This window comes from Kocuria sp. KD4 (assembly GCF_011769905.1).
Classification (GTDB): domain Bacteria; phylum Actinomycetota; class Actinomycetes; order Actinomycetales; family Micrococcaceae; genus Kocuria; species Kocuria marina.
The window spans coordinates 481,576-498,060 of the sequence record NZ_CP050449.1; the positions used below are offsets into that span (position 1 = coordinate 481,576).

Annotated in this window: 16 protein-coding genes; 7 read left to right on the plus strand and 9 right to left on the minus strand. The window is 68.7% G+C overall.

Annotation, left to right across the window (positions count from 1 at the left end):
* Positions 1-151: 151 nt before the first annotated feature.
* Together HBK84_RS02175 and HBK84_RS02180 are read right to left on the minus strand one after the other, a co-directional pair.
* Complete coding sequence (locus tag HBK84_RS02175; RefSeq protein WP_085106170.1) at positions 152-1,726, minus strand: sodium:alanine symporter family protein; 1,575 nt, start codon at positions 1,724-1,726, stop codon at positions 152-154.
* A 150-nt stretch (positions 1,727-1,876) separates the two neighbouring features.
* Entirely contained in the window at positions 1,877-2,272 is a 396-nt protein-coding gene (locus tag HBK84_RS02180) for a hypothetical protein (RefSeq protein ID WP_085106171.1), read from the minus strand.
* A gap of 207 nt (positions 2,273-2,479) precedes the next feature.
* Here HBK84_RS02180 and HBK84_RS02185 point away from each other — a divergent pair, with 207 nt between their 5' ends.
* The 3 genes from HBK84_RS02185 to HBK84_RS02195 all read left to right on the plus strand — a co-directional run bounded on the left by HBK84_RS02185 (position 2,480) and on the right by HBK84_RS02195 (position 5,861).
* Entirely contained in the window at positions 2,480-3,256 is a 777-nt protein-coding gene (locus HBK84_RS02185; protein ID WP_098053724.1) for a type 1 glutamine amidotransferase domain-containing protein, read from the plus strand.
* 94 nt (positions 3,257-3,350) lie between these two features.
* Positions 3,351-4,103, plus strand: coding sequence for an SDR family NAD(P)-dependent oxidoreductase (locus HBK84_RS02190; protein ID WP_167318081.1), 753 nt, complete (start codon positions 3,351-3,353; stop codon positions 4,101-4,103).
* Positions 4,104-4,274: 171 nt separating this feature from the next.
* Positions 4,275-5,861, plus strand: a complete 1,587-nt coding sequence (locus tag HBK84_RS02195) for a DEAD/DEAH box helicase (RefSeq protein WP_144931730.1) — start codon at positions 4,275-4,277, stop codon at positions 5,859-5,861.
* A gap of 169 nt (positions 5,862-6,030) precedes the next feature.
* On the opposite strand, the gene HBK84_RS02200 is transcribed toward HBK84_RS02195, so the two are convergent.
* Both HBK84_RS02200 and HBK84_RS02205 read right to left on the minus strand, forming a co-directional pair.
* A complete protein-coding gene (locus HBK84_RS02200) occupies positions 6,031-6,681 on the minus strand; it encodes an HAD family phosphatase (RefSeq protein ID WP_167318082.1) in 651 nt (216 codons plus the stop codon).
* A 94-nt stretch (positions 6,682-6,775) separates the two neighbouring features.
* Positions 6,776-7,447, minus strand: coding sequence for an HAD family phosphatase (locus HBK84_RS02205; RefSeq protein WP_144997273.1), 672 nt, complete (start codon positions 7,445-7,447; stop codon positions 6,776-6,778).
* A 52-nt stretch (positions 7,448-7,499) separates the two neighbouring features.
* Here HBK84_RS02205 and HBK84_RS02210 point away from each other — a divergent pair, with 52 nt between their 5' ends.
* The 3 genes from HBK84_RS02210 to HBK84_RS02220 are packed head-to-tail and all read left to right on the plus strand — an operon-like array spanning position 7,500 to position 9,273.
* Positions 7,500-8,132 (plus strand): hypothetical protein, encoded by a 633-nt coding sequence (locus HBK84_RS02210; protein ID WP_240919065.1) that lies wholly within the window; start codon positions 7,500-7,502, stop codon positions 8,130-8,132.
* Complete coding sequence (locus HBK84_RS02215) at positions 8,129-8,680, plus strand: GNAT family N-acetyltransferase (protein ID WP_276207482.1); 552 nt, start codon at positions 8,129-8,131, stop codon at positions 8,678-8,680. Before HBK84_RS02210 ends, HBK84_RS02215 begins: the two co-directional genes overlap by 4 nt.
* Positions 8,677-9,273, plus strand: coding sequence for a DNA-3-methyladenine glycosylase I (locus tag HBK84_RS02220; RefSeq protein ID WP_167318083.1), 597 nt, complete (start codon positions 8,677-8,679; stop codon positions 9,271-9,273). Before HBK84_RS02215 ends, HBK84_RS02220 begins: the two co-directional genes overlap by 4 nt.
* An 18-nt stretch (positions 9,274-9,291) precedes the next feature.
* On the opposite strand, the gene HBK84_RS02225 is transcribed toward HBK84_RS02220, so the two are convergent.
* The 4 genes from HBK84_RS02225 to HBK84_RS02240 all read right to left on the minus strand — a co-directional run bounded on the left by HBK84_RS02225 (position 9,292) and on the right by HBK84_RS02240 (position 11,557).
* Positions 9,292-9,525, minus strand: coding sequence for a hypothetical protein (locus tag HBK84_RS02225; RefSeq protein WP_064846347.1), 234 nt, complete (start codon positions 9,523-9,525; stop codon positions 9,292-9,294).
* 150 nt (positions 9,526-9,675) lie between these two features.
* Positions 9,676-10,299 carry a DUF3618 domain-containing protein gene (locus HBK84_RS02230; protein WP_085106177.1) on the minus strand — a complete coding sequence of 208 codons (624 nt, stop codon included), beginning with the start codon at positions 10,297-10,299 and terminating at the stop codon, positions 9,676-9,678.
* Positions 10,296-10,766, minus strand: coding sequence for a phage holin family protein (locus HBK84_RS02235; protein ID WP_064846349.1), 471 nt, complete (start codon positions 10,764-10,766; stop codon positions 10,296-10,298). Before HBK84_RS02235 ends, HBK84_RS02230 begins: the two co-directional genes overlap by 4 nt.
* The gene (locus tag HBK84_RS02240) at positions 10,763-11,557 is read right to left on the minus strand and encodes a hypothetical protein (protein ID WP_064846350.1); all 795 of its coding nucleotides are present in this window, start codon (positions 11,555-11,557) and stop codon (positions 10,763-10,765) included. The genes HBK84_RS02235 and HBK84_RS02240 overlap by 4 nt, the downstream gene beginning before the upstream one ends.
* A gap of 236 nt (positions 11,558-11,793) precedes the next feature.
* On the opposite strand from HBK84_RS02240, the gene clpB reads away from it, so the two are divergent.
* Complete coding sequence (clpB, locus tag HBK84_RS02245) at positions 11,794-14,484, plus strand: ATP-dependent chaperone ClpB (protein ID WP_167318084.1); 2,691 nt, start codon at positions 11,794-11,796, stop codon at positions 14,482-14,484.
* A 51-nt stretch (positions 14,485-14,535) separates the two neighbouring features.
* Here clpB and HBK84_RS02250 read toward each other — a convergent pair whose 3' ends face one another.
* Positions 14,536-16,440 carry a BCCT family transporter gene (locus HBK84_RS02250; RefSeq protein WP_167318085.1) on the minus strand — a complete coding sequence of 635 codons (1,905 nt, stop codon included), beginning with the start codon at positions 16,438-16,440 and terminating at the stop codon, positions 14,536-14,538.
* Positions 16,441-16,485: the final 45 nt, after the last annotated feature.

Genomic DNA, 16,485 nt, shown 5'->3' on the forward strand with positions numbered 1-16,485 from the left:
GCCCACGACACCTGAGCGCGCTCTCGCCACGCGACGTCGCTGGCGCCCGGCGAGAGCGCCGGGGAGACCGCCGCTCGGCCCGTCCCGCACCCCGCGGGGAACGCCCCGGTGTGGGAATGACCCGGGGCGAAAGCCCCGGGGTGCGGGACCGTCAGTCGCGCTCGGCGGACGACGCCGCGGCGTCGCCCCCCGGTGCCGCACCGGTAGCGGCCCCGGCGCGCGGGGACTCGGCGGGCGGGACCACGGGCAGCGTACCCGTCTCCGACAGCGCCGGGTTGGCCGAGGAGAGGTCCACCGTGTGGTGGATCTGGGCGTCCAGGGCACCGGGATGGGTGCCCATGAACGCGTCGATCTGATCGGTCGTGGCGTTGAACTTGGGATCGTTCTTCAGATACAGGTTGGTCTCCCGGACCACCAGGCCGGAGAGGATGATCAGCCCGATCAGGTTGGGGATGGCCATGAGCCCGTTCATGATGTCCGAGAAGGACCACACGAGCGTGAGCGGGGCGAGGGCGCCCAGACCGGCCGCGAGGGAGAAGATCACGCGGTACACGATGGCCGCTCGGGCCCCCGCGAGGCGTTCCACGTTGCGCTCGCCGTAGTACGCCCACCCCAGGACGGTGGAGTAACCCAGCAGCACCAGGCATATGGTGACCACGATCCCGCCCCACGAACCGGGCAGGCCCGTGGAGAACGCCACGGAGGTCATGGTCGCGGTGTCCGCGCCGTTCCACACCCCGGTCGTGAGGATCACGAAACCGGTGATGGAGATGACCACCAGGGTGTCCACGAAGGTCTGGGTCATGGACACGAGACCCTGACGCACGGGGTGGCTCGTCTGCGCCACGGACGCGGCGATCGAGGCGGTGCCCATGCCGGACTCGTTGGAGAACAGGGAGCGGGCGGCACCCATCTGGATGGCCATGAGCACCGTGGAGCCCACGAAACCGCCGGCGGCACCCATGGGGGTGAACGCGCCGGTGAAGATGAGGCGCAGCGCCTCGGGGATCCCCTGGAAGTTCACGCCGATGATGTACAGCCCCGAACCGATGTAGAGCACGATCATGAGCGGGACCATGTATGTGGTGACCTTGGCGATCGACTGGATCCCGCCCAGCAGGGCGAGCCCGGTGCCCACGGCCAGGACCACGGCCGTGATCACGGGGGAGACGTTGAAGGTGTGTTCCAGGTTGGACGCGATCGCGTTGCCCTGGGTCATGTTGCCGATCCCGAACGTGGCCACCACGCAGCACACCGCGAACATCACGGACAGGAAGCGGCCGAACTTGTTGGGGATGCCGCGGGCCAGGTACACCTGCGGTCCGCCGGTGAGCTGACCGGCGGTGTCCCGGGTGCGGAAGCGCACGCCCAGGAAGCACTCTGCGTACTTGGACGCCATGCCGAACAGCGCGGTGATCCACATCCAGAACAGGGCGCCGGGGCCGCCAATGGACATGGCCGCTGCCACACCCACGATGTTGCCCGTCCCCACCGTGGCGGCCAGCGCCGTGGACATCGCTGCGAAGGAGGAGATGTCGCCCTTCTCCCCGGTGGCCCGGGAACGGCGCCCGAATCCCAGGCTCATGGCCTTGGTGAAGAGTCGGAACTGGATGCCGCGCAAGCGGAACGTCAGGAATATCCCCGTTCCCAGCAGCAGGGGGATCAGGAGCCACGGCCCCCAGATCAGGTCACGAACCAAGTCCAGATTGTGTTGGAGGGTTTCCATGGGGGTACGGAGCTTTCCGTGAGCAACGGTGCGAATTGCTGACTAACGTAGCAGCTCGGCGCGCGTCCCGGGGGGCGGTCCCGGCAGGGAAGACGACGACGCCGCAGTGGCGGACCACTGCGGCGTCGTCGGGAAAGCGTGGTGCTTGCGTTACTTCTGCAGCACGAGGGCCGCGCCGATGGCGGCCAGGAACGCGTCCTTGGACAGCGTCAGGCCCTGCTCGGACGGGCGGATGCCATCCTCCTGGGTCATGTCCGAGTTGCGGAAGTACATGCTCAGCAGCCCGGCGCTGAAGGCGAGCAGGCCCGCGCCGGCCAGGCGCTTGGACACGAACGGGGTCAGCAGGGCGGTGCCCAGGGCCAGTTCGGTGCCGGCGATGAACTTGGTGAAGGTCTGGGAGTCCCAGTCCGCGAACTGGGGGACACCGGTGGAGGCGAACTGCTTGAGGCCCTCGGCGGACTCGGCGTCCATGCCGAGCTTGCCGTAGCCGGACTGGAGCAGGAACGCGCCGGGGACACCGCGCAGGATGGCGTTGGAAATGCGCATGACTGAGCCTTTCGTCGGGAGGTGCGGTGGGGGCGGAGCAGGGCCCTGGGTACCCACCGGGGATCGCTGTTCATCCTAACAGCGGGCCTTTTCACGGCGGCGGGGTGGGTGCAACATGCCGACAGTGAACGCACGGACGCCGCCCACGGTGCGATGTCTACTGTGGTGCCACGTCGCGCGCACCGCGCGCCCTCGGAAAGGAGAACCATGGACATCGAGACCATGAAGAAGATCCTCCTGGTGCTGACCAGCCAGGACACCCTGGGAGACACGGGGGAGGCCACCGGTTACAACGTGGCCGAGGCGTCCCACCCGTGGAAGGTCTTCCGGGACGCCGGCTATTTCGTGGACTTCGCCTCGATCGCCGGGGGTCAGCCCCCGCGTGACGAGGTCCAGGAGGACGACCCCGTCCAAGTGGAGTTCACGCAGGATGAGACCGTCAAGGCGTCCCTCTACAACACGCCGCGGGTCTCCGTGGTGGACCCCTCCCAGTACGACGCCGTCTACCTCGTGGGCGGGCACGGCACCATGTGGGACTTCACCGGGGACGCGGACCTGCAGAAGCTCATCGCGTCCGTCTACGACTCCGGTGGCGTGGTGGGCGCGGTGTGCCACGGCCCCGCCGGCCTCGTGGACGTGGAGCTCGGCACGGGCGTGGCGTTGCTGTCCGGGCGCAAGGTGGCCGCATTCACCAATGCGGAGGAGAAAGCCGTGGGCAAGCAGGACGTGGTGCCGTACCTGCTCCAGGACAAGCTCGAGGAACAGGGCGCCACGGTCAAGCTCGCCGACAACTGGGAGGAGAACGTCCAGGTGGACGAGCGCCTCGTCACGGGGCAGAACCCCCAGTCCGCCGCGGGTGTGGCCAAGGAGATGACCAAGCTGCTCACCGAGGTCGTGCGCGAACAGAAGGCGGAGGAGGAAGAGGCCGCCCAGAAGCTGCGTGCGGAGCGGGACGCGGAGAAGGCCGCGGAGGACGACGAGTGACGGCGTCCTGACTCATTGCCGCACGCCCTGGTGGTCGGCGGCGACACGGGTGAGACTGGAAGCGGTCCCCATGGATTCGACGCCAGGAGTTGTCATGCCAGAGTTCACGTCCCGTGTCGCGCTGGTCACCGGCGCCGCCTCCGGTATCGGTGAGGCCATTGCCAAACACCTGGCCCGGCAGGGCGCCAAGGTGGTGGTCACGGACATCGATGCCACCGGGATTGACGACGTGGTCCAGGCCATCATGGCGGACGGCGGGGACGCCGCCGGGATCCACCAGGACGTCTCCAAGCGCGAGGACGCCGTGGCCGCCGTCGACTTCGCGGTGCAGACCTACGGCGGACTGCACTACGCCGTGAACAATGCTGGCGTGGGCGGGCAGATGGCGGCCCTCGGGGAGACCGATATCGAGGCGTGGGAGCGCACGCTCGCGATCGATCTCACCGGCGTGGCCTACGGGATGCACGCCCAGCTGCCCGTGATCGAACAGCACGGGGGAGGGGCCATCGTGAACATCGGCTCCATCCATTCCACCGTGGCCACTGCCGTGGGCAACAGCGCGTACACCGCGGCCAAGCACGGTCTGGTGGGTCTCACCAAGCAGACGGGCGTGGACTACGCCCGACGCGGCGTACGCGTGAACGCGGTGGGTCCCGCCTACATCGACACCCCGCTGCTCAAGAACCTGCCCCCGCAGACGCTGTCGGAACTGATCGACAAGCACCCCATGGGGCGGCTGGGCACCTCGCAGGAAGTGGCTCAGCTGACCACGTTCCTGCTCTCGGACGGCGCGTCCTTCATCACCGGGGGCTACTTCCTGGTGGATGGCGGGTACACGGCGGTCTGAGTAGCGGCGACACCCGCGGGTCACGGGTGTTCCGGCACGCGTGTAGAATGGTCAGGTTCCCCCGTACACAGTGCGGGGTAGAGGCGCGCCGGTCCGAGGCGCGCAGTTCGCGCCCCAACATGGCGCGTGCGCGCGGAATCGTTTCGCGCGGACCAACCTGAAAGACGTTCTTTGTCTCATTCCTTTGAAGACCTCGGTGTATCCGAGGCGCTTTCCGCTGACCTCGCCCGCGTGGGCATCACGGAAGCTTTCCCCATCCAAGAGAAAACTCTCCCCGATTCACTGTCCGGGCGTGACGTGCTCGGCCGCGGCCGCACCGGCTCGGGCAAGACGGTCGCGTTCGCGCTGCCGCTCGTGTCCCGGCTCGCGGGACTCGCCCCCGGTTCGTCCCGCGTGGCCCGCCGGGCGAACCGCCCCACCGGCCTGGTGCTGGCTCCCACGCGTGAGCTCGCGACCCAGATCGATCGCACGGTGGCGCCCCTGGCCAAGGCCGCGGGGCTGAACACCACCGTGATCTTCGGCGGTGTCTCCCAGAAGCACCAGGAGAAGGCGCTCGCGGGCGGTGTGGACATCGTCGTGGCCTGCCCGGGCCGGCTCGAGGACCTCATCAAGCAAGGTCTGCTCACGCTCGACGACGTCCGCGTGACCGTCCTGGACGAGGCCGACCACATGGCCGACATGGGCTTCCTGCCCGTGGTCACCCGGATCCTGTCCCGCACCCCCAAGGGCTCCCAGCGGTTGCTGTTCTCCGCAACCCTGGACAACGGCGTGGACATCCTGGTCAAGAAGTTCCTCAAGGACCCGGTGCTGCACTCGGCGGACAACGCCCAGGCCGCGGTGACCACCATGGACCACCACGTCCTGGTCACCGACAGCGATCACAAGCAAGCGCTGATCGAGACCCTCGCGTCGGGCACCGGTCGGCGGATGATGTTCACCCGCACCAAGTATCGCGCCAAGAAGATGGCCAAGAAGCTCAGCCAGGCGGGGATCCCCGCGGTGGACCTGCAGGGTAACCTGTCCCAGGGCGCGCGGGACCGCAATCTCGCCGCGTTCTCCGCGGGTGACGTGCGGGTCCTCGTGGCCACGGACGTGGCCGCGCGCGGTGTCCACGTGGACGACGTCGAACTCGTCGTACACATCGACCCGCCCGCCGAGCACAAGTCCTACCTGCACCGTTCCGGCCGCACGGCGCGGGCCGGCGCCTCCGGGTCCGTGATCACGATCGCGACCACCGAGGAGCGCTCGGACGTCAACAAGCTCATGAAGAAGGCCGGTGTCACGCCCCGCGTGGACCAGGTCGCACCCGGTTCCGAGGTCGTGAAGGACCTCGTGGGCGAGCGCGCCGAGCGCGTTGCGCCGGGTGCCACCCCGACCGGCGCGACCGGTGGCTCGCCTTCCGCTTCCCGTTCCGGCGGGGGTGCCTCCGGGTCCCGCCGCGGTGGCCGTGGCGGTTCGGGCCGGGGCCGCGGTCGCGGTTCCGCTCAGGCCGCCGGACGCGGCAACGGTACTCGTTCCGGCGACGCCGGTGCCGGGCGCGGTCCCTCGAACGGGCGTTCGCAGGCTCGCTCCAGTGAACGACGCCGCGGTGGCAGCGTCGATGGCGCGGCCTCCGGTAGCGCACGCCCCGGCGCGTCCCGCTCCGCCCGCGGCGGTTCCGCCCAGCGCGGCCACGGGGCGGACCGGGTTCCGGACCGCGCCACGGCGGCGGCGCAGCGGCGTCGTGAGAACAACCGGGCGGGTCAGCCCACTCGCTGATCGCTCGGCGAGGGTCGCCGCGAGCGCTGTCCCACCTCGACCCCGGGGTGGAACGGTGCTCGCGGAACTGCGCTTCCCAGTGGAGAACTCCCGGTCCGATGAGTCATCGGACCGGGAGTTCTCCATTGCTGGTTCGGACCGGGGCGGTTCCGGCATCATGCCCGCGGGCCTACTCCGGAGGAGTGAGCGAGCGCAGGAAGTCCAGGGTGACGTCCTCGTGCGCGTTGACGAACACCCGGTGCGGGCCGTCAGGGACGGGCTTGTCACCCGGGACGACCACCACGGTCATGCCCGCGGCAACCGCACTGCGCACCCCCGGTTCCGAGTCCTCGATGGCCACGCAATTCCGCGGGGCGACCCCGAGCAGTTCGGCACCCGTGAGGTACGGTTCGGGATCCGGCTTGGGACGGGTCACGTCGTCCTGGGAGACGATCCGGGTGAGCACGTCCGGGGCACCAGCGGCGGTGGTCCCCGCGACCGAGCTCAGCGCGTTCGTGACGATCGCCGCCGGGATACCGGCCTCGCTCAGTTCGCTCAACAGCGAGCGCATGCCGGGCAGGAAGGGTACACGGTCGCCCATGCTGTCGATCACGTGCTCGGCGAGTTGCTGCGTGATGTCCTCGACGGAATCGGTGGCCCCGCGTTCCACGAACTTGCGGGCCGCATCCGGCACGGTCCCCCCGAGGGTCGCGTGATCGTCCTCCACGGTCCAGCTCTGGTCGTACCGCTGCGCGACCTTGCGCTTGGCGGCCGCCCATTGGGGCTCCGTGTCCACGAGGGTGCCGTCGTGATCGAAGAGCACAGCCAGGGGGTAGGTCATGGCCACCTTTCGGAAGCATCGGGGGTGGGATATGGGACCCCAGTTTACCGGCGAACCCCGGGGCCGGAGGCGGCGTCGTCGGGATGCCGCCGCGCTATGCAGGGGCCAGACCGCGCAGGAAGTCCAGGGTGAGCGCCGCGTGATCGGCCACGTGCACGATGCCGGGTCCGGGCAGGACCTGCTGCACCCCCGGGACCACGACCGTGGTGATCCCCGCGGCCACGCCGGACGCCGCGCCGGAGGGCGAATCCTCCACGACCACGCACGCCCCGGGCGCCACGCCCAGACGCCTGGCGGCCTCGAGGTACGCGTCCGGATCCGGTTTGGGCCTGACCCCCTGGGCCACCTCCTGGTCCCCGATGATCACCCGGAACAGGTTGTCCGGGGCCAGGGACGCGGTGTAGCGGGCCACCTCGGAGGTCGCGTTCGTGACGATCGCCGCGGGGATCCCGGCACGGTCCAGGTCCTCCAGGAGAGGTACGACCCCGGGAATGAACGTGGGCGGGTTCTCCTCCAACACCGCCTGCAGCACCCCGTAGAACTCGCGGTAGACCTCGTCCAGCGACCCCGGTACGCCCAGCGCGCTCAACCGCTCCACGGTGGTCGCGAGCGGCCTGCCCAGGGTGTCCTGGGTGTCCCGCTCGGTCCACTCACCCCCGTGCGCGGCCACGATCCGCTGCTTGCCCAGTTCCCACAGCGGTTCGGTGTCCACCAGGGTGCCGTCGTGGTCGAAGAGGACGGCCTGCGGGAAGTCGTGGGTGCTCATGACCCCACGGTACGTGCCCGCCCCGACACGGACCGCGCCCTACGATGGACGTATGAGTGCTTCCGATCCCGCGTCCGCCCATCACAGACCGGGATCCGCGCTGTCCGGCGCCTTCCCGGTGATCATGATCGCGGTGGCCGCGGCGTTGGCCCTGTGGGTCGGCTTCGGCCGGGGCGTCGCGGGTCTGCTCGGCTCCCTCACCCCGGTCTACGCGGCGGCGATCGGGCTGCCCATCCTGCTGTTACACGTCATCGCGGCGGCGCTGTTCCGCCGGGACGCACTCAGCTACCCGTCCCACGCCATGAGCCGGCGGGGCATGCTCACTGCGGTGGCCTCATGGGCGATCACGCTGTGCTTCGGGTTCTTCCTCCCGGATTCCACCGCCCACGGTATGCAGTCCCTGTTCACCCATACGGTCGGCGCCGAGTACGTGGAGTTGAGTTACGGGTTTGTCAACATCTTCGGCGTGCTGTCCGTGGCGCTCGCGGTCGCCCTGGTGTTGCTCGCGCTCACGGATCTGCGCGTCACGGCGCGCCGGCTGCGCGGTGAGCCCCTCACGGAGGACGAGCGCCTGGACCGCCTTGAGGCGCACCCCCGCGGTCTCGACGCTGCCTCCGACGCCGACGCCGCCGGTGCCGGGCCCGCGCCGGCGAGCGCGACGTCGTCGTCCCGGGAACGACCGTGACGGTGCCGCTGCGCACGCCGCGACTCATGCTGCGTGCCTACCGCGCGGACGACGCCGCGTTCGTGCGTGACCTGTATGCACGCGCCGAGGTGCAGCGCTACATCGGGGACGGCACGCAGCGCGTGAGCTCGGACGGGCAGGCCCGGGAGAAGATCCGGGGCTGGGACCAGGGCTACGCGCACGAGCCGGTGCTCGGTGTGTGGGCCATCGTCGACCCGGTCGGCGCCCTCGCGGGGACCCTGCTGCTCAAGCCCATTCCCGATTCCGGCACGAACACCGCGACCGACGTGGAGGTCGGGTGGCATCTGCACCCGCGCGCGTGGGGACGCGGATACGCCACGGAGGCGGCCCGTGCCGTGCTGGCCCACGCCTTCGAGCACGGTCAGGACCGGGTGGTCGCCGTGACGCACCCAGCCAACCGGGCGTCGCAGGCCGTGTGTCGTCGCCTGGGCATGACCCACCGCGGTCTCAGCCGAGCGTACTACGACGCCGAGTGCGCACTCTTCGAGCTCCGGGCACCCACCGCGCACGAAGGGGAGGCAGCATGAGTGATCCCGATCTCGTGATCGGTGCGGACGGTCTCGCCCGGCCCAGATGGGCGGCCTCGGACCCACTGCTCAGGGAGTACTACGACCACGAGTGGGGCGTGCCGGTGCGGGACGAGACCGGGCTGTTCGAGCGCGTGACGCTCGAGGCGTTCCAATCCGGGCTGTCATGGCGCACGGTGCTCGCGAAACGGCCGGCGTTCTGGGAGGTCTTTCACGGCTTCGACCCGGAGGCCGTGGCGGCCATGGACGAACGGGACGTCGAGCGGCTCCTGGGGGACGCGCGGATCATCCGCAACCGGCGCAAGATCGAGGCGACCGTGACGAACGCGCGAGCCACCGTGGCTCTGCGCGAGGACGGCGGTCTGGCGGACCTCGTGTGGTCCTTCATGCCGAGCAGTACCCCGCATCCCGATCGCTTCGCGGACGTCCCGACCACCTCGGATGAGAGCAGGGCCCTGTCCCGCGAACTGAAACGGCGCGGGTTCGTGTTCGTGGGTCCCACGACCATGTACGCGCTCATGGAAGCGATCGGGATGGTGGACACCCATTTGGTGGGCAGTCACCGCCGCGGGACCTCCGGGGTCTGGACGTGAGACCGGGTGCCGCGGGCGCTAGCGATCACGACGGCGCAGATAGCTGCGGCCGTCGGAATCCCTGACCATCTCGTAGTCGTCCTGGAGGTTGCGGTACCAGTCCTGGGCCTCGGGGGTCATCTCGGTGTTGCCCCGCAGGTTCATGGAGCTGCGGTTGGCCGGTCCCACGAAGCGCATCACCACCTTGTTGAAACGCTGCAGCCGACTCGGCTTGCGCGGGGTGGTCTCATCGGACGGTGAATCGGTGTCCACGGCGGGTTCCTTTGGAGACTGCGGGTGGGGAGAGAACTCTGGGGAGCGCACGCGCGTCCCACCTCCATTATGCCCGACGCAGGGGTGAGAAAGGCCCGAGGGCCCCTGACCGTTCCCGGTCAGGGGCCCTCGGGTGCGATTACGAGCGGATCAGGCCCGCTGCGTGTCGTCCTTGACGTTTTTGGCGTGCTCCTGCGCGGAGCCCTTGAGCTGGCCGGCTTCCTGCTGACCCTGCTCCTTGACCTCCTGGGCGCCGGACTGCGCGGTCTGCTTGACCGACTCCGCAGCCTCCTTGGCCGGTTTTTTCAGGTCGTCCGCGATCTCCTGCGCGGCTTCCTTGGTGGAATCCATGGCGCTCTGCAGGTGCGGCTGGACGCGGTCGGCGGCCTCGGCCACGAGCTCCTGCTCCTTCTGGCTCGAGGGCAGCAGGGAACCGATCAACCAACCGGCACCGAGGGCGATCAGGCCCGCGGCCATGGGGTTGCCACGGGTCTTGGCCCGGGCGGCCGCCGGGGCGTTGCTGATGGCATCGCCGGCCTGGTCCATGCGGTGGGAGGCCTCGTCACGAAGGTCGCGGCCTGTGTCCCGGGCGTCCTCTGCGGAGCCCATGATGGACTCACGGACGTCCTGGATCTTGTGGCGGGCCTTGCTCTTCTGACGGTCGACCACCTTTTCCGGGGTCACCTTCTCCGCCACGGCGTCCACGTCCGCATTCAGGCGTGCACGGGTGGCTTCGATATCGGCGCGGATCTGATCAGGGTTCTGCTGGCTCATCGGGTCTCCTTGGAAGGCTTCACGGTATCCGGAATTTCGCTGACGGTTTCGCGGGTTCGGGGCAGCGGGTCCTTGGTGGCCTGGGCCATCTTGCGCTTGCCGCGGTCCAGGTTCTTCTTGCCCACCGCGGCGAGGATCGCGGCGATGATCGCCCAGATGACCGCCACGATCACGGCCGACCAGCCAAGACCCACCAGGTTGCCCAGGGCCCACATGAGGGCCAGGGATAGGAACAGGAGCACGAAGTGGCCGGCCACACCGGCGCCTCCCAACAGTCCCGCGCCCTTACCTGTGACCTTTACGGAGTCCGTGGCCTTCTGGATCGCCATGTTCGCCTCGGCCTTGGCCAGCGCGATCTCCTGCTGGATCAGGGTGGTCAGGTTGGTGCTCAGAGACTTGAACATCTCACCGAGCGACTCGTGCTCCGCCCGCTCTTCGGGTTCCGACGGGGGAATGGGGTGACTCATCGACGCTCACTGCCTTGTCCGGGGTAGGTGGTGCCGGGGACCTGGGTGTCGCCCTGACCGGGGTACGTGGTGCCGGGAACCTGCGCGTCGCGCTGATCCGGGTAGACCGTGCCGGGAACCCGGTCGGTGTAGGTGCGGGTGCCCTCGCCACGGGTGTCGTTGCGGTACGCGTACGTGTCACCCGTGCTGGGGGTGCCGTACGCGGGTGCCTGGGTGCGGGCGACGGTGTCGTGGTGGTCGTTGCCGATCTCGTCGCTGTCCTTGGCGCTGCGCGTGGCGCGCCCGGCGAGCAGACCGATGCCGGCCGCGATGGCCAGGAAGGTCCCGGGACGGCGGGCGGCGAAACGGCGTACGTCACCGAGCAGCTGCTGCGGGTCCTTGTTCTCCAGCGAGGACGCGAGGGAGTTCACGGTGCCCGAGGCGTTGCCGAGCAGGCCACTGACGTACTCGGTCTCCGGCTTCTTGCCCTGGGAGATGGCGTCCACCTCGTCGCTCACGGAGCGGACGGTCGATGCGAGGCGCTCCTGCTGCGGGCCCACGTAGCCCTGTAGGTCCTCCTTGAGGCGGCCCCACAGGTCGTGCGCCTGGCCCATGGCCTCGTCCTTGGCGGCGACGGCCTGCTCCTTGGCGGTCTCTTTCACGCGGCGGCCGGATCCAGCCGCCTCGTTCTTGAGCTGTTGCGCCTCGACCTTGCCGGATTCCGCGGCGACGTCCTTCTTGGACGGGACCTCGGTGGAACCCTGGGAGTGGGTCTGTTGACCAGCTCGACGCTGATCGTTGTTGTTGCTCATAGTGGCACCTTTCCTGCAGTATGTGGTCGATTTAATAAGGTTACATATTATCGAGGGATCAGTATAGAGCATTCGATAATCCACTTCCACCCGAAGGGGCCGAAAATGCGGAATAAAAAATGAATTAACAAATCATTTCGCACTGAGCAGAATGTCGGGCTTCCCGTACCAAGTTGAGCGTGGTAGACTCAAGTTAACTGAAGTCAACGTCATCACTACTGTCGGAAGGAGCCGCCGTGGACACCAAGTTCACGACCAAGTCCCAAGAAGCCCTGAGCGCTGCAGCGTCGAACGCCGCGACCGCGGGCAACCCCAACATCGAGCCCGCCCACGTCCTCAAGGCGCTCATGGACCAGCGCGACGGCGTGGCCGTCGCCGTCCTACAGGCCACCGGTGCCAACGCGGACGCCGTGTCCATCAAGGCGAGCAACATCATCCACGAGATGCCCAGCGCATCCGGGACCTCCACGGCCCAGCCCCAGCTGAGCCGCACCGCGCTGCAGGCACTGCAGGCTGCGGAGAACTACGCGCGTGAACTCAAGGACGAGTACGTCTCCACCGAGCACCTGCTCTACGGTCTGGCCGCGGGACGCGACAAGACCGCCGAGGCGCTGCAGGCTGCGGGCGTGACCACGGAGGCGCTCGCACAGGCCATCCCGCAGGTGCGCGGTGACCGCCGGGTCACCAGCCCGGACCCGGAGGGGACCTTCCAATCCCTCGAGAAGTTCGGCACGGACCTCACGGCGATCGCCCGCGAGGGGAAGCTCGATCCCGTGATCGGGCGTGACTCGGAGATCCGCCGCGTGGTTCAGGTGCTCTCGCGCCGAACCAAGAACAACCCCGTGCTGATCGGTGAGCCCGGTGTGGGTAAGACCGCCGTGGTCGAGGGGCTCGCCCAGCGCATGGTGGCCGGGGACGTACCCGAGTCGCTGCGCGGCAAGACCCTGATCTCCCTGGACCTGGGGTCCATGGTGGCCGGCGCCAAGTACCGCGGGGAGTTCGAGGAACGTCTCAAGGCCGTCCTGGACGAGATCAAGAAGTCCGAGGGTCAGATCGTCACGTTCATCGACGAGATCCACACGGTCGTGGGCGCGGGTGCGTCCGAGGGGTCCATGGACGCGGGCAACATGCTCAAGCCCATGCTGGCCCGCGGTGAGCTGCGCCTGATCGGTGCCACCACGCTGGACGAGTACCGCGAGAACATCGAGAAGGACGCCGCCCTGGAGCGTCGGTTCCAGCAGGTCTACGTAGGGGAACCCTCGGTCGAGGACACCGTGGCGATCCTGCGCGGGTTGAAGGAGCGTTACGAGGCGCACCACAAGGTGCAGATCGCGGATTCGGCCCTCGTTGCCGCCGCCCAACTGTCCCAGCGTTACATCCCCAGCCGTCAGCTCCCGGACAAGGCCATCGACCTGATTGACGAGGCCGCGTCCCGGTTGCGCATGGAGATCGATTCCGCCCCGGAGGAGATCGACGAGCTGCGCCGCTCCGTGGACCGCTTGACCATGGAGGAACTGGCCCTGGACGGGGAGACAGACCCCGCGTCCGTCGAACGTCTGGCCGCTCTGCGCCAGGACAAGGCGGACAAGGAGGCCGAGCTGGATGCCCTCAACGCGCGGTGGGAGGCCGAGAAGGCCGGACTCAACCGCGTGGGTGACCTCAAGGCGCAGATCGACGACCTGCGCTCGCAGGCCGAACGCGCCCAGCGCAACGGTGACCTGGGGGAGGCCTCCCGCTTGCTGTACGGCGAGATCCCGGCTCTGCAGAAGGACCTGGACGCCGCACAGGCGCAGGAGGAGGCCGGGGCCCGGCATGACACCATGGTCTCGGAGGAGGTTACCGCGGACGACATCGCCGAGGTGATCTCCGCGTGGACCGGTATCCCCGCGGGCAAGATGCTGCAGGGCGAGTCCGACAAGCTGCTGCACATGGAGCAGCTGCTGGGCAAGCGCCTGATCGGGCAGAAGCCGGCCGTGAGTGCGGTCGCGGACGCCGTACGGCGTTCCCGCGCGGGGATCTCGGACCCGGACCGCCCCATCGGCTCGTTCCTGTTCCTGGGTCCCACGGGCGTGGGCAAGACCGAGCTGGCCAAGTCCCTCGCGGACTTCCAGTTCGACGACGAGCGCGCCCTGATCCGCATCGACATGTCCGAGTACTCGGAGAAGCACTCCGTCTCACGCCTGGTCGGTGCCCCTCCGGGGTACGTGGGCTACGACGAGGGCGGGCAGCTGACCGAGGCCGTGCGGCGTCGTCCGTACTCGGTGGTGCTGCTCGACGAGGTCGAGAAGGCCCATCCCGAGGTCTTCGACATCCTGCTGCAGGTCCTGGATGACGGTCGCCTGACCGACGGGCAGGGCCGCACGGTGGACTTCCGCAACGTGATTCTGATCCTGACCTCGAACATGGGCAGCCAGTTCCTGGTGGATCCCACCATGGACGAGGAGGCCAAGAAGAACGCCGTGATGGGCGTGGTCAACGCCTCGTTCAAGCCGGAGTTCCTCAACCGGTTGGACGACATCATCATGTTCGACCCGCTGAGCACCGAGGACCTGGCCAAGATCGTGGACATCCAGGTGGCCCAGCTCGCGCACCGTCTCGAGCAGCGGCGCCTGTCCCTGGAGGTCACGCCCGGGGCTAGCGAGTGGCTGGGCATCACGGGCTACGACCCCGCCTACGGTGCCCGCCCGCTGCGCCGGCTCGTGCAGCGCGAGATCGGTGACCGCTTGGCGCGCGGGCTGCTCTCCGGCGCCATCACGGACGGGGACACCGTGCTCGTGGACGTCAACCCGGACGTCGCCCAGGACGGCCTGACTGTCACCGCTTCGCACGGCGACGACCCGCAGGACGACGACGCCGCGCACGCCCACGACGCCGCGGCGCGGGACAGCGGCGACGACGTCGTGGACGCGGAGATCGTCGACGAGTGACACCCCGGCCACCGCGGATGCGTTCGCGGTGACCGAGACCGCCCGAGGAGCCTAGTGCTGCTCGGGCGGTCGTCCGTTCCGGGGCGACCGCTCATCCACGGTGGGCCTCTCGCCCGCGGCCGGCTGATCGGCCACGGCCGGCCGCGCGTCCACGTAGGTGTCCTGACGGTAGTCGTACTCCACGGGCTGATCGTTCTCGTCGGTGCGCTGGTACCACGAACTCATGCGCTCCCCCGTGGAGTCCACGTCGTGACCGGCCGCGGCGGGGCCCTCCTGGTGGCGGACCTCCAGGGCGAAGTCGTCCCCGTGCTCGTCCATGCCCTGGCGTACCGCGTTGTCGAGCGCCGTGCGCGCGTAGTGGTGGCGCAGACTCATGGGATCGGTGGAGAGGTCCCGCAGGAACGCCGGGATCAGGGCCAGCAGGATCACCGCGAACGGCAGCGCCGCCACGGTCACGAGGTCCTGCAGACCCTGCAGGGCGTTCGCCCCGCCCACCGCGAGCATCACGGAGGACACCCCGGCCAGGGCCACACCCCAGAAGATGATGATCTTCCGGTCCGGTTCGGGCTTGCCCTGCTGGGACATGGACGCCATCACGAGCGTCGCGGAGTCCGCGGACGTAATGAAGAAGACGGCCAGCAGCACGATGATCGCAATGGGCATGATCTGCGCGAACGGCAGGGCGTCCAGGACGCGGAAGAGCATGTCCTCGGGGGACGCGGCACCCGCGATGTCCACGCCGTCGCGCTGCAACCAGATGGCGGTGCCGCCGAAGACCGAGAACGCGAGCACACAGATCACGGTGGGTGCCAGCAGTACCACGCTCACATACTGGCGCAGGGTGCGCCCGCGGGAGATGCGGGCCACGAACACGCCCACGAACGGCGCCCACGAGACCCACCATGCCCAGTAGAACAGGGTCCACGAGCGCATGAATTCCTCGGCCTCCGTGCCCCAGGACGCGGAGAGGGACAGCATCTGGAACATCTCACCGAAGTACGTGCCCACGACCGAGGGGATGAAGTTCAGCAGGAACACGGTGGGGCCCGCCACGAACAGGAAGAACGCGACCACGGCCGCGAGCACCATGTTGAAGTTCGAGAGCCTGCGGATCCCCTTGGCCACGCCGGAGACCGCGGAGATCAGGAACACGCACGTGAGCACCGCGATGATCGCGATCAGCACCGCGTTGCCCACCTCACCGAGACCGGTGATGATCTGCAGACCGCGGCCGATCTGCAGCGTGCCCAATCCCAGGGAGGCGGAGGTCGCGAAGAGGATGCCCACGATCGCGAACATGTCGATGAGCCGCCCGCCCACGCTCAGGTGCGCGCGCTGGCCGAAGATCGCGGACATCAGCAGGGGCCGCCCACGGCGATAGCCCGCGTAGCCCACGGCCGCCCCCACGAGCGCGTAGATGGCCCACGCCTGCAGTCCCCAGTGGAAGATGGTCTGTGCGAGTGCGGAATGCATCGCGTGGTAGCTCTCCGCCGCGGCGCGTCCCGGGGGAGGGGTCATGTAGTACGTGACGGGTTCGTAGACACCGAAGAAGATGAGCCCCACGCCCATCCCCGCCGCGAAGAGCATGGCGATCCACGACCCCATGGAGTAGGCCGGTTCCTCGCCGTCCTTGCCCAGAGGGATCCGGCCGTAGCGTGAGAACCCCACGAAGAGCAGGAACAACAGCATCACGGCGGCCAACAGGGTGAAGACCCATCCGCCGTAGGTCACCACCGCGTCCAGCGCACCCTTGGACACCGTGGTGAGCGATTCGGTGGAGACCGCACCCCACACCACGAACCCCACGATCAGTGCTCCGGCGACCCCGAACGTGATCTTGTCCGTGCGGTAGCGCACCCGCTGCTCCTCCACCGAGACCCCGGGCACCAGGCCCGGGTGGGTATCATGGGGATACGGACTCTCGGAGGGCGGGACCCTCCGCAGGGATGAACTCATGGCAAACCTGCTCTGGTGCGGGGAATGTGCGGACTGCGCCGCCGG

Bases quoted from the DNA above. Each gene is read 5' to 3' on its own strand.
- HBK84_RS02180 (WP_085106171.1), bottom strand. From the start codon at position 2,272: ATGCGCATTTCCAACGCCATCCTGCGCGGTGTCCCCGGCGCGTTCCTG.
- HBK84_RS02235 (WP_064846349.1), bottom strand. From the start codon at position 10,766: ATGAGTCACCCCATTCCCCCGTCGGAACCCGAAGAGCGGGCGGAGCAC.
- HBK84_RS02200 (WP_167318082.1), bottom strand. From the start codon at position 6,681: ATGACCTACCCCCTGGCTGTGCTCTTCGATCACGACGGCACCCTCGTG.
- HBK84_RS02175 (WP_085106170.1), bottom strand. From the start codon at position 1,726: ATGGAAACCCTCCAACACAATCTGGACTTGGTTCGTGACCTGATCTGG.
- HBK84_RS02250 (WP_167318085.1), bottom strand. From the start codon at position 16,440: ATGAGTTCATCCCTGCGGAGGGTCCCGCCCTCCGAGAGTCCGTATCCC.
- HBK84_RS02205 (WP_144997273.1), bottom strand. From the start codon at position 7,447: ATGAGCACCCACGACTTCCCGCAGGCCGTCCTCTTCGACCACGACGGC.
- HBK84_RS02185 (WP_098053724.1), top strand. From the start codon at position 2,480: ATGGACATCGAGACCATGAAGAAGATCCTCCTGGTGCTGACCAGCCAG.
- HBK84_RS02190 (WP_167318081.1), top strand. From the start codon at position 3,351: ATGCCAGAGTTCACGTCCCGTGTCGCGCTGGTCACCGGCGCCGCCTCC.
- HBK84_RS02240 (WP_064846350.1), bottom strand. From the start codon at position 11,557: ATGAGCAACAACAACGATCAGCGTCGAGCTGGTCAACAGACCCACTCC.
- HBK84_RS02220 (WP_167318083.1), top strand. From the start codon at position 8,677: ATGAGTGATCCCGATCTCGTGATCGGTGCGGACGGTCTCGCCCGGCCC.
- HBK84_RS02210 (WP_240919065.1), top strand. From the start codon at position 7,500: ATGAGTGCTTCCGATCCCGCGTCCGCCCATCACAGACCGGGATCCGCG.
- HBK84_RS02230 (WP_085106177.1), bottom strand. From the start codon at position 10,299: ATGAGCCAGCAGAACCCTGATCAGATCCGCGCCGATATCGAAGCCACC.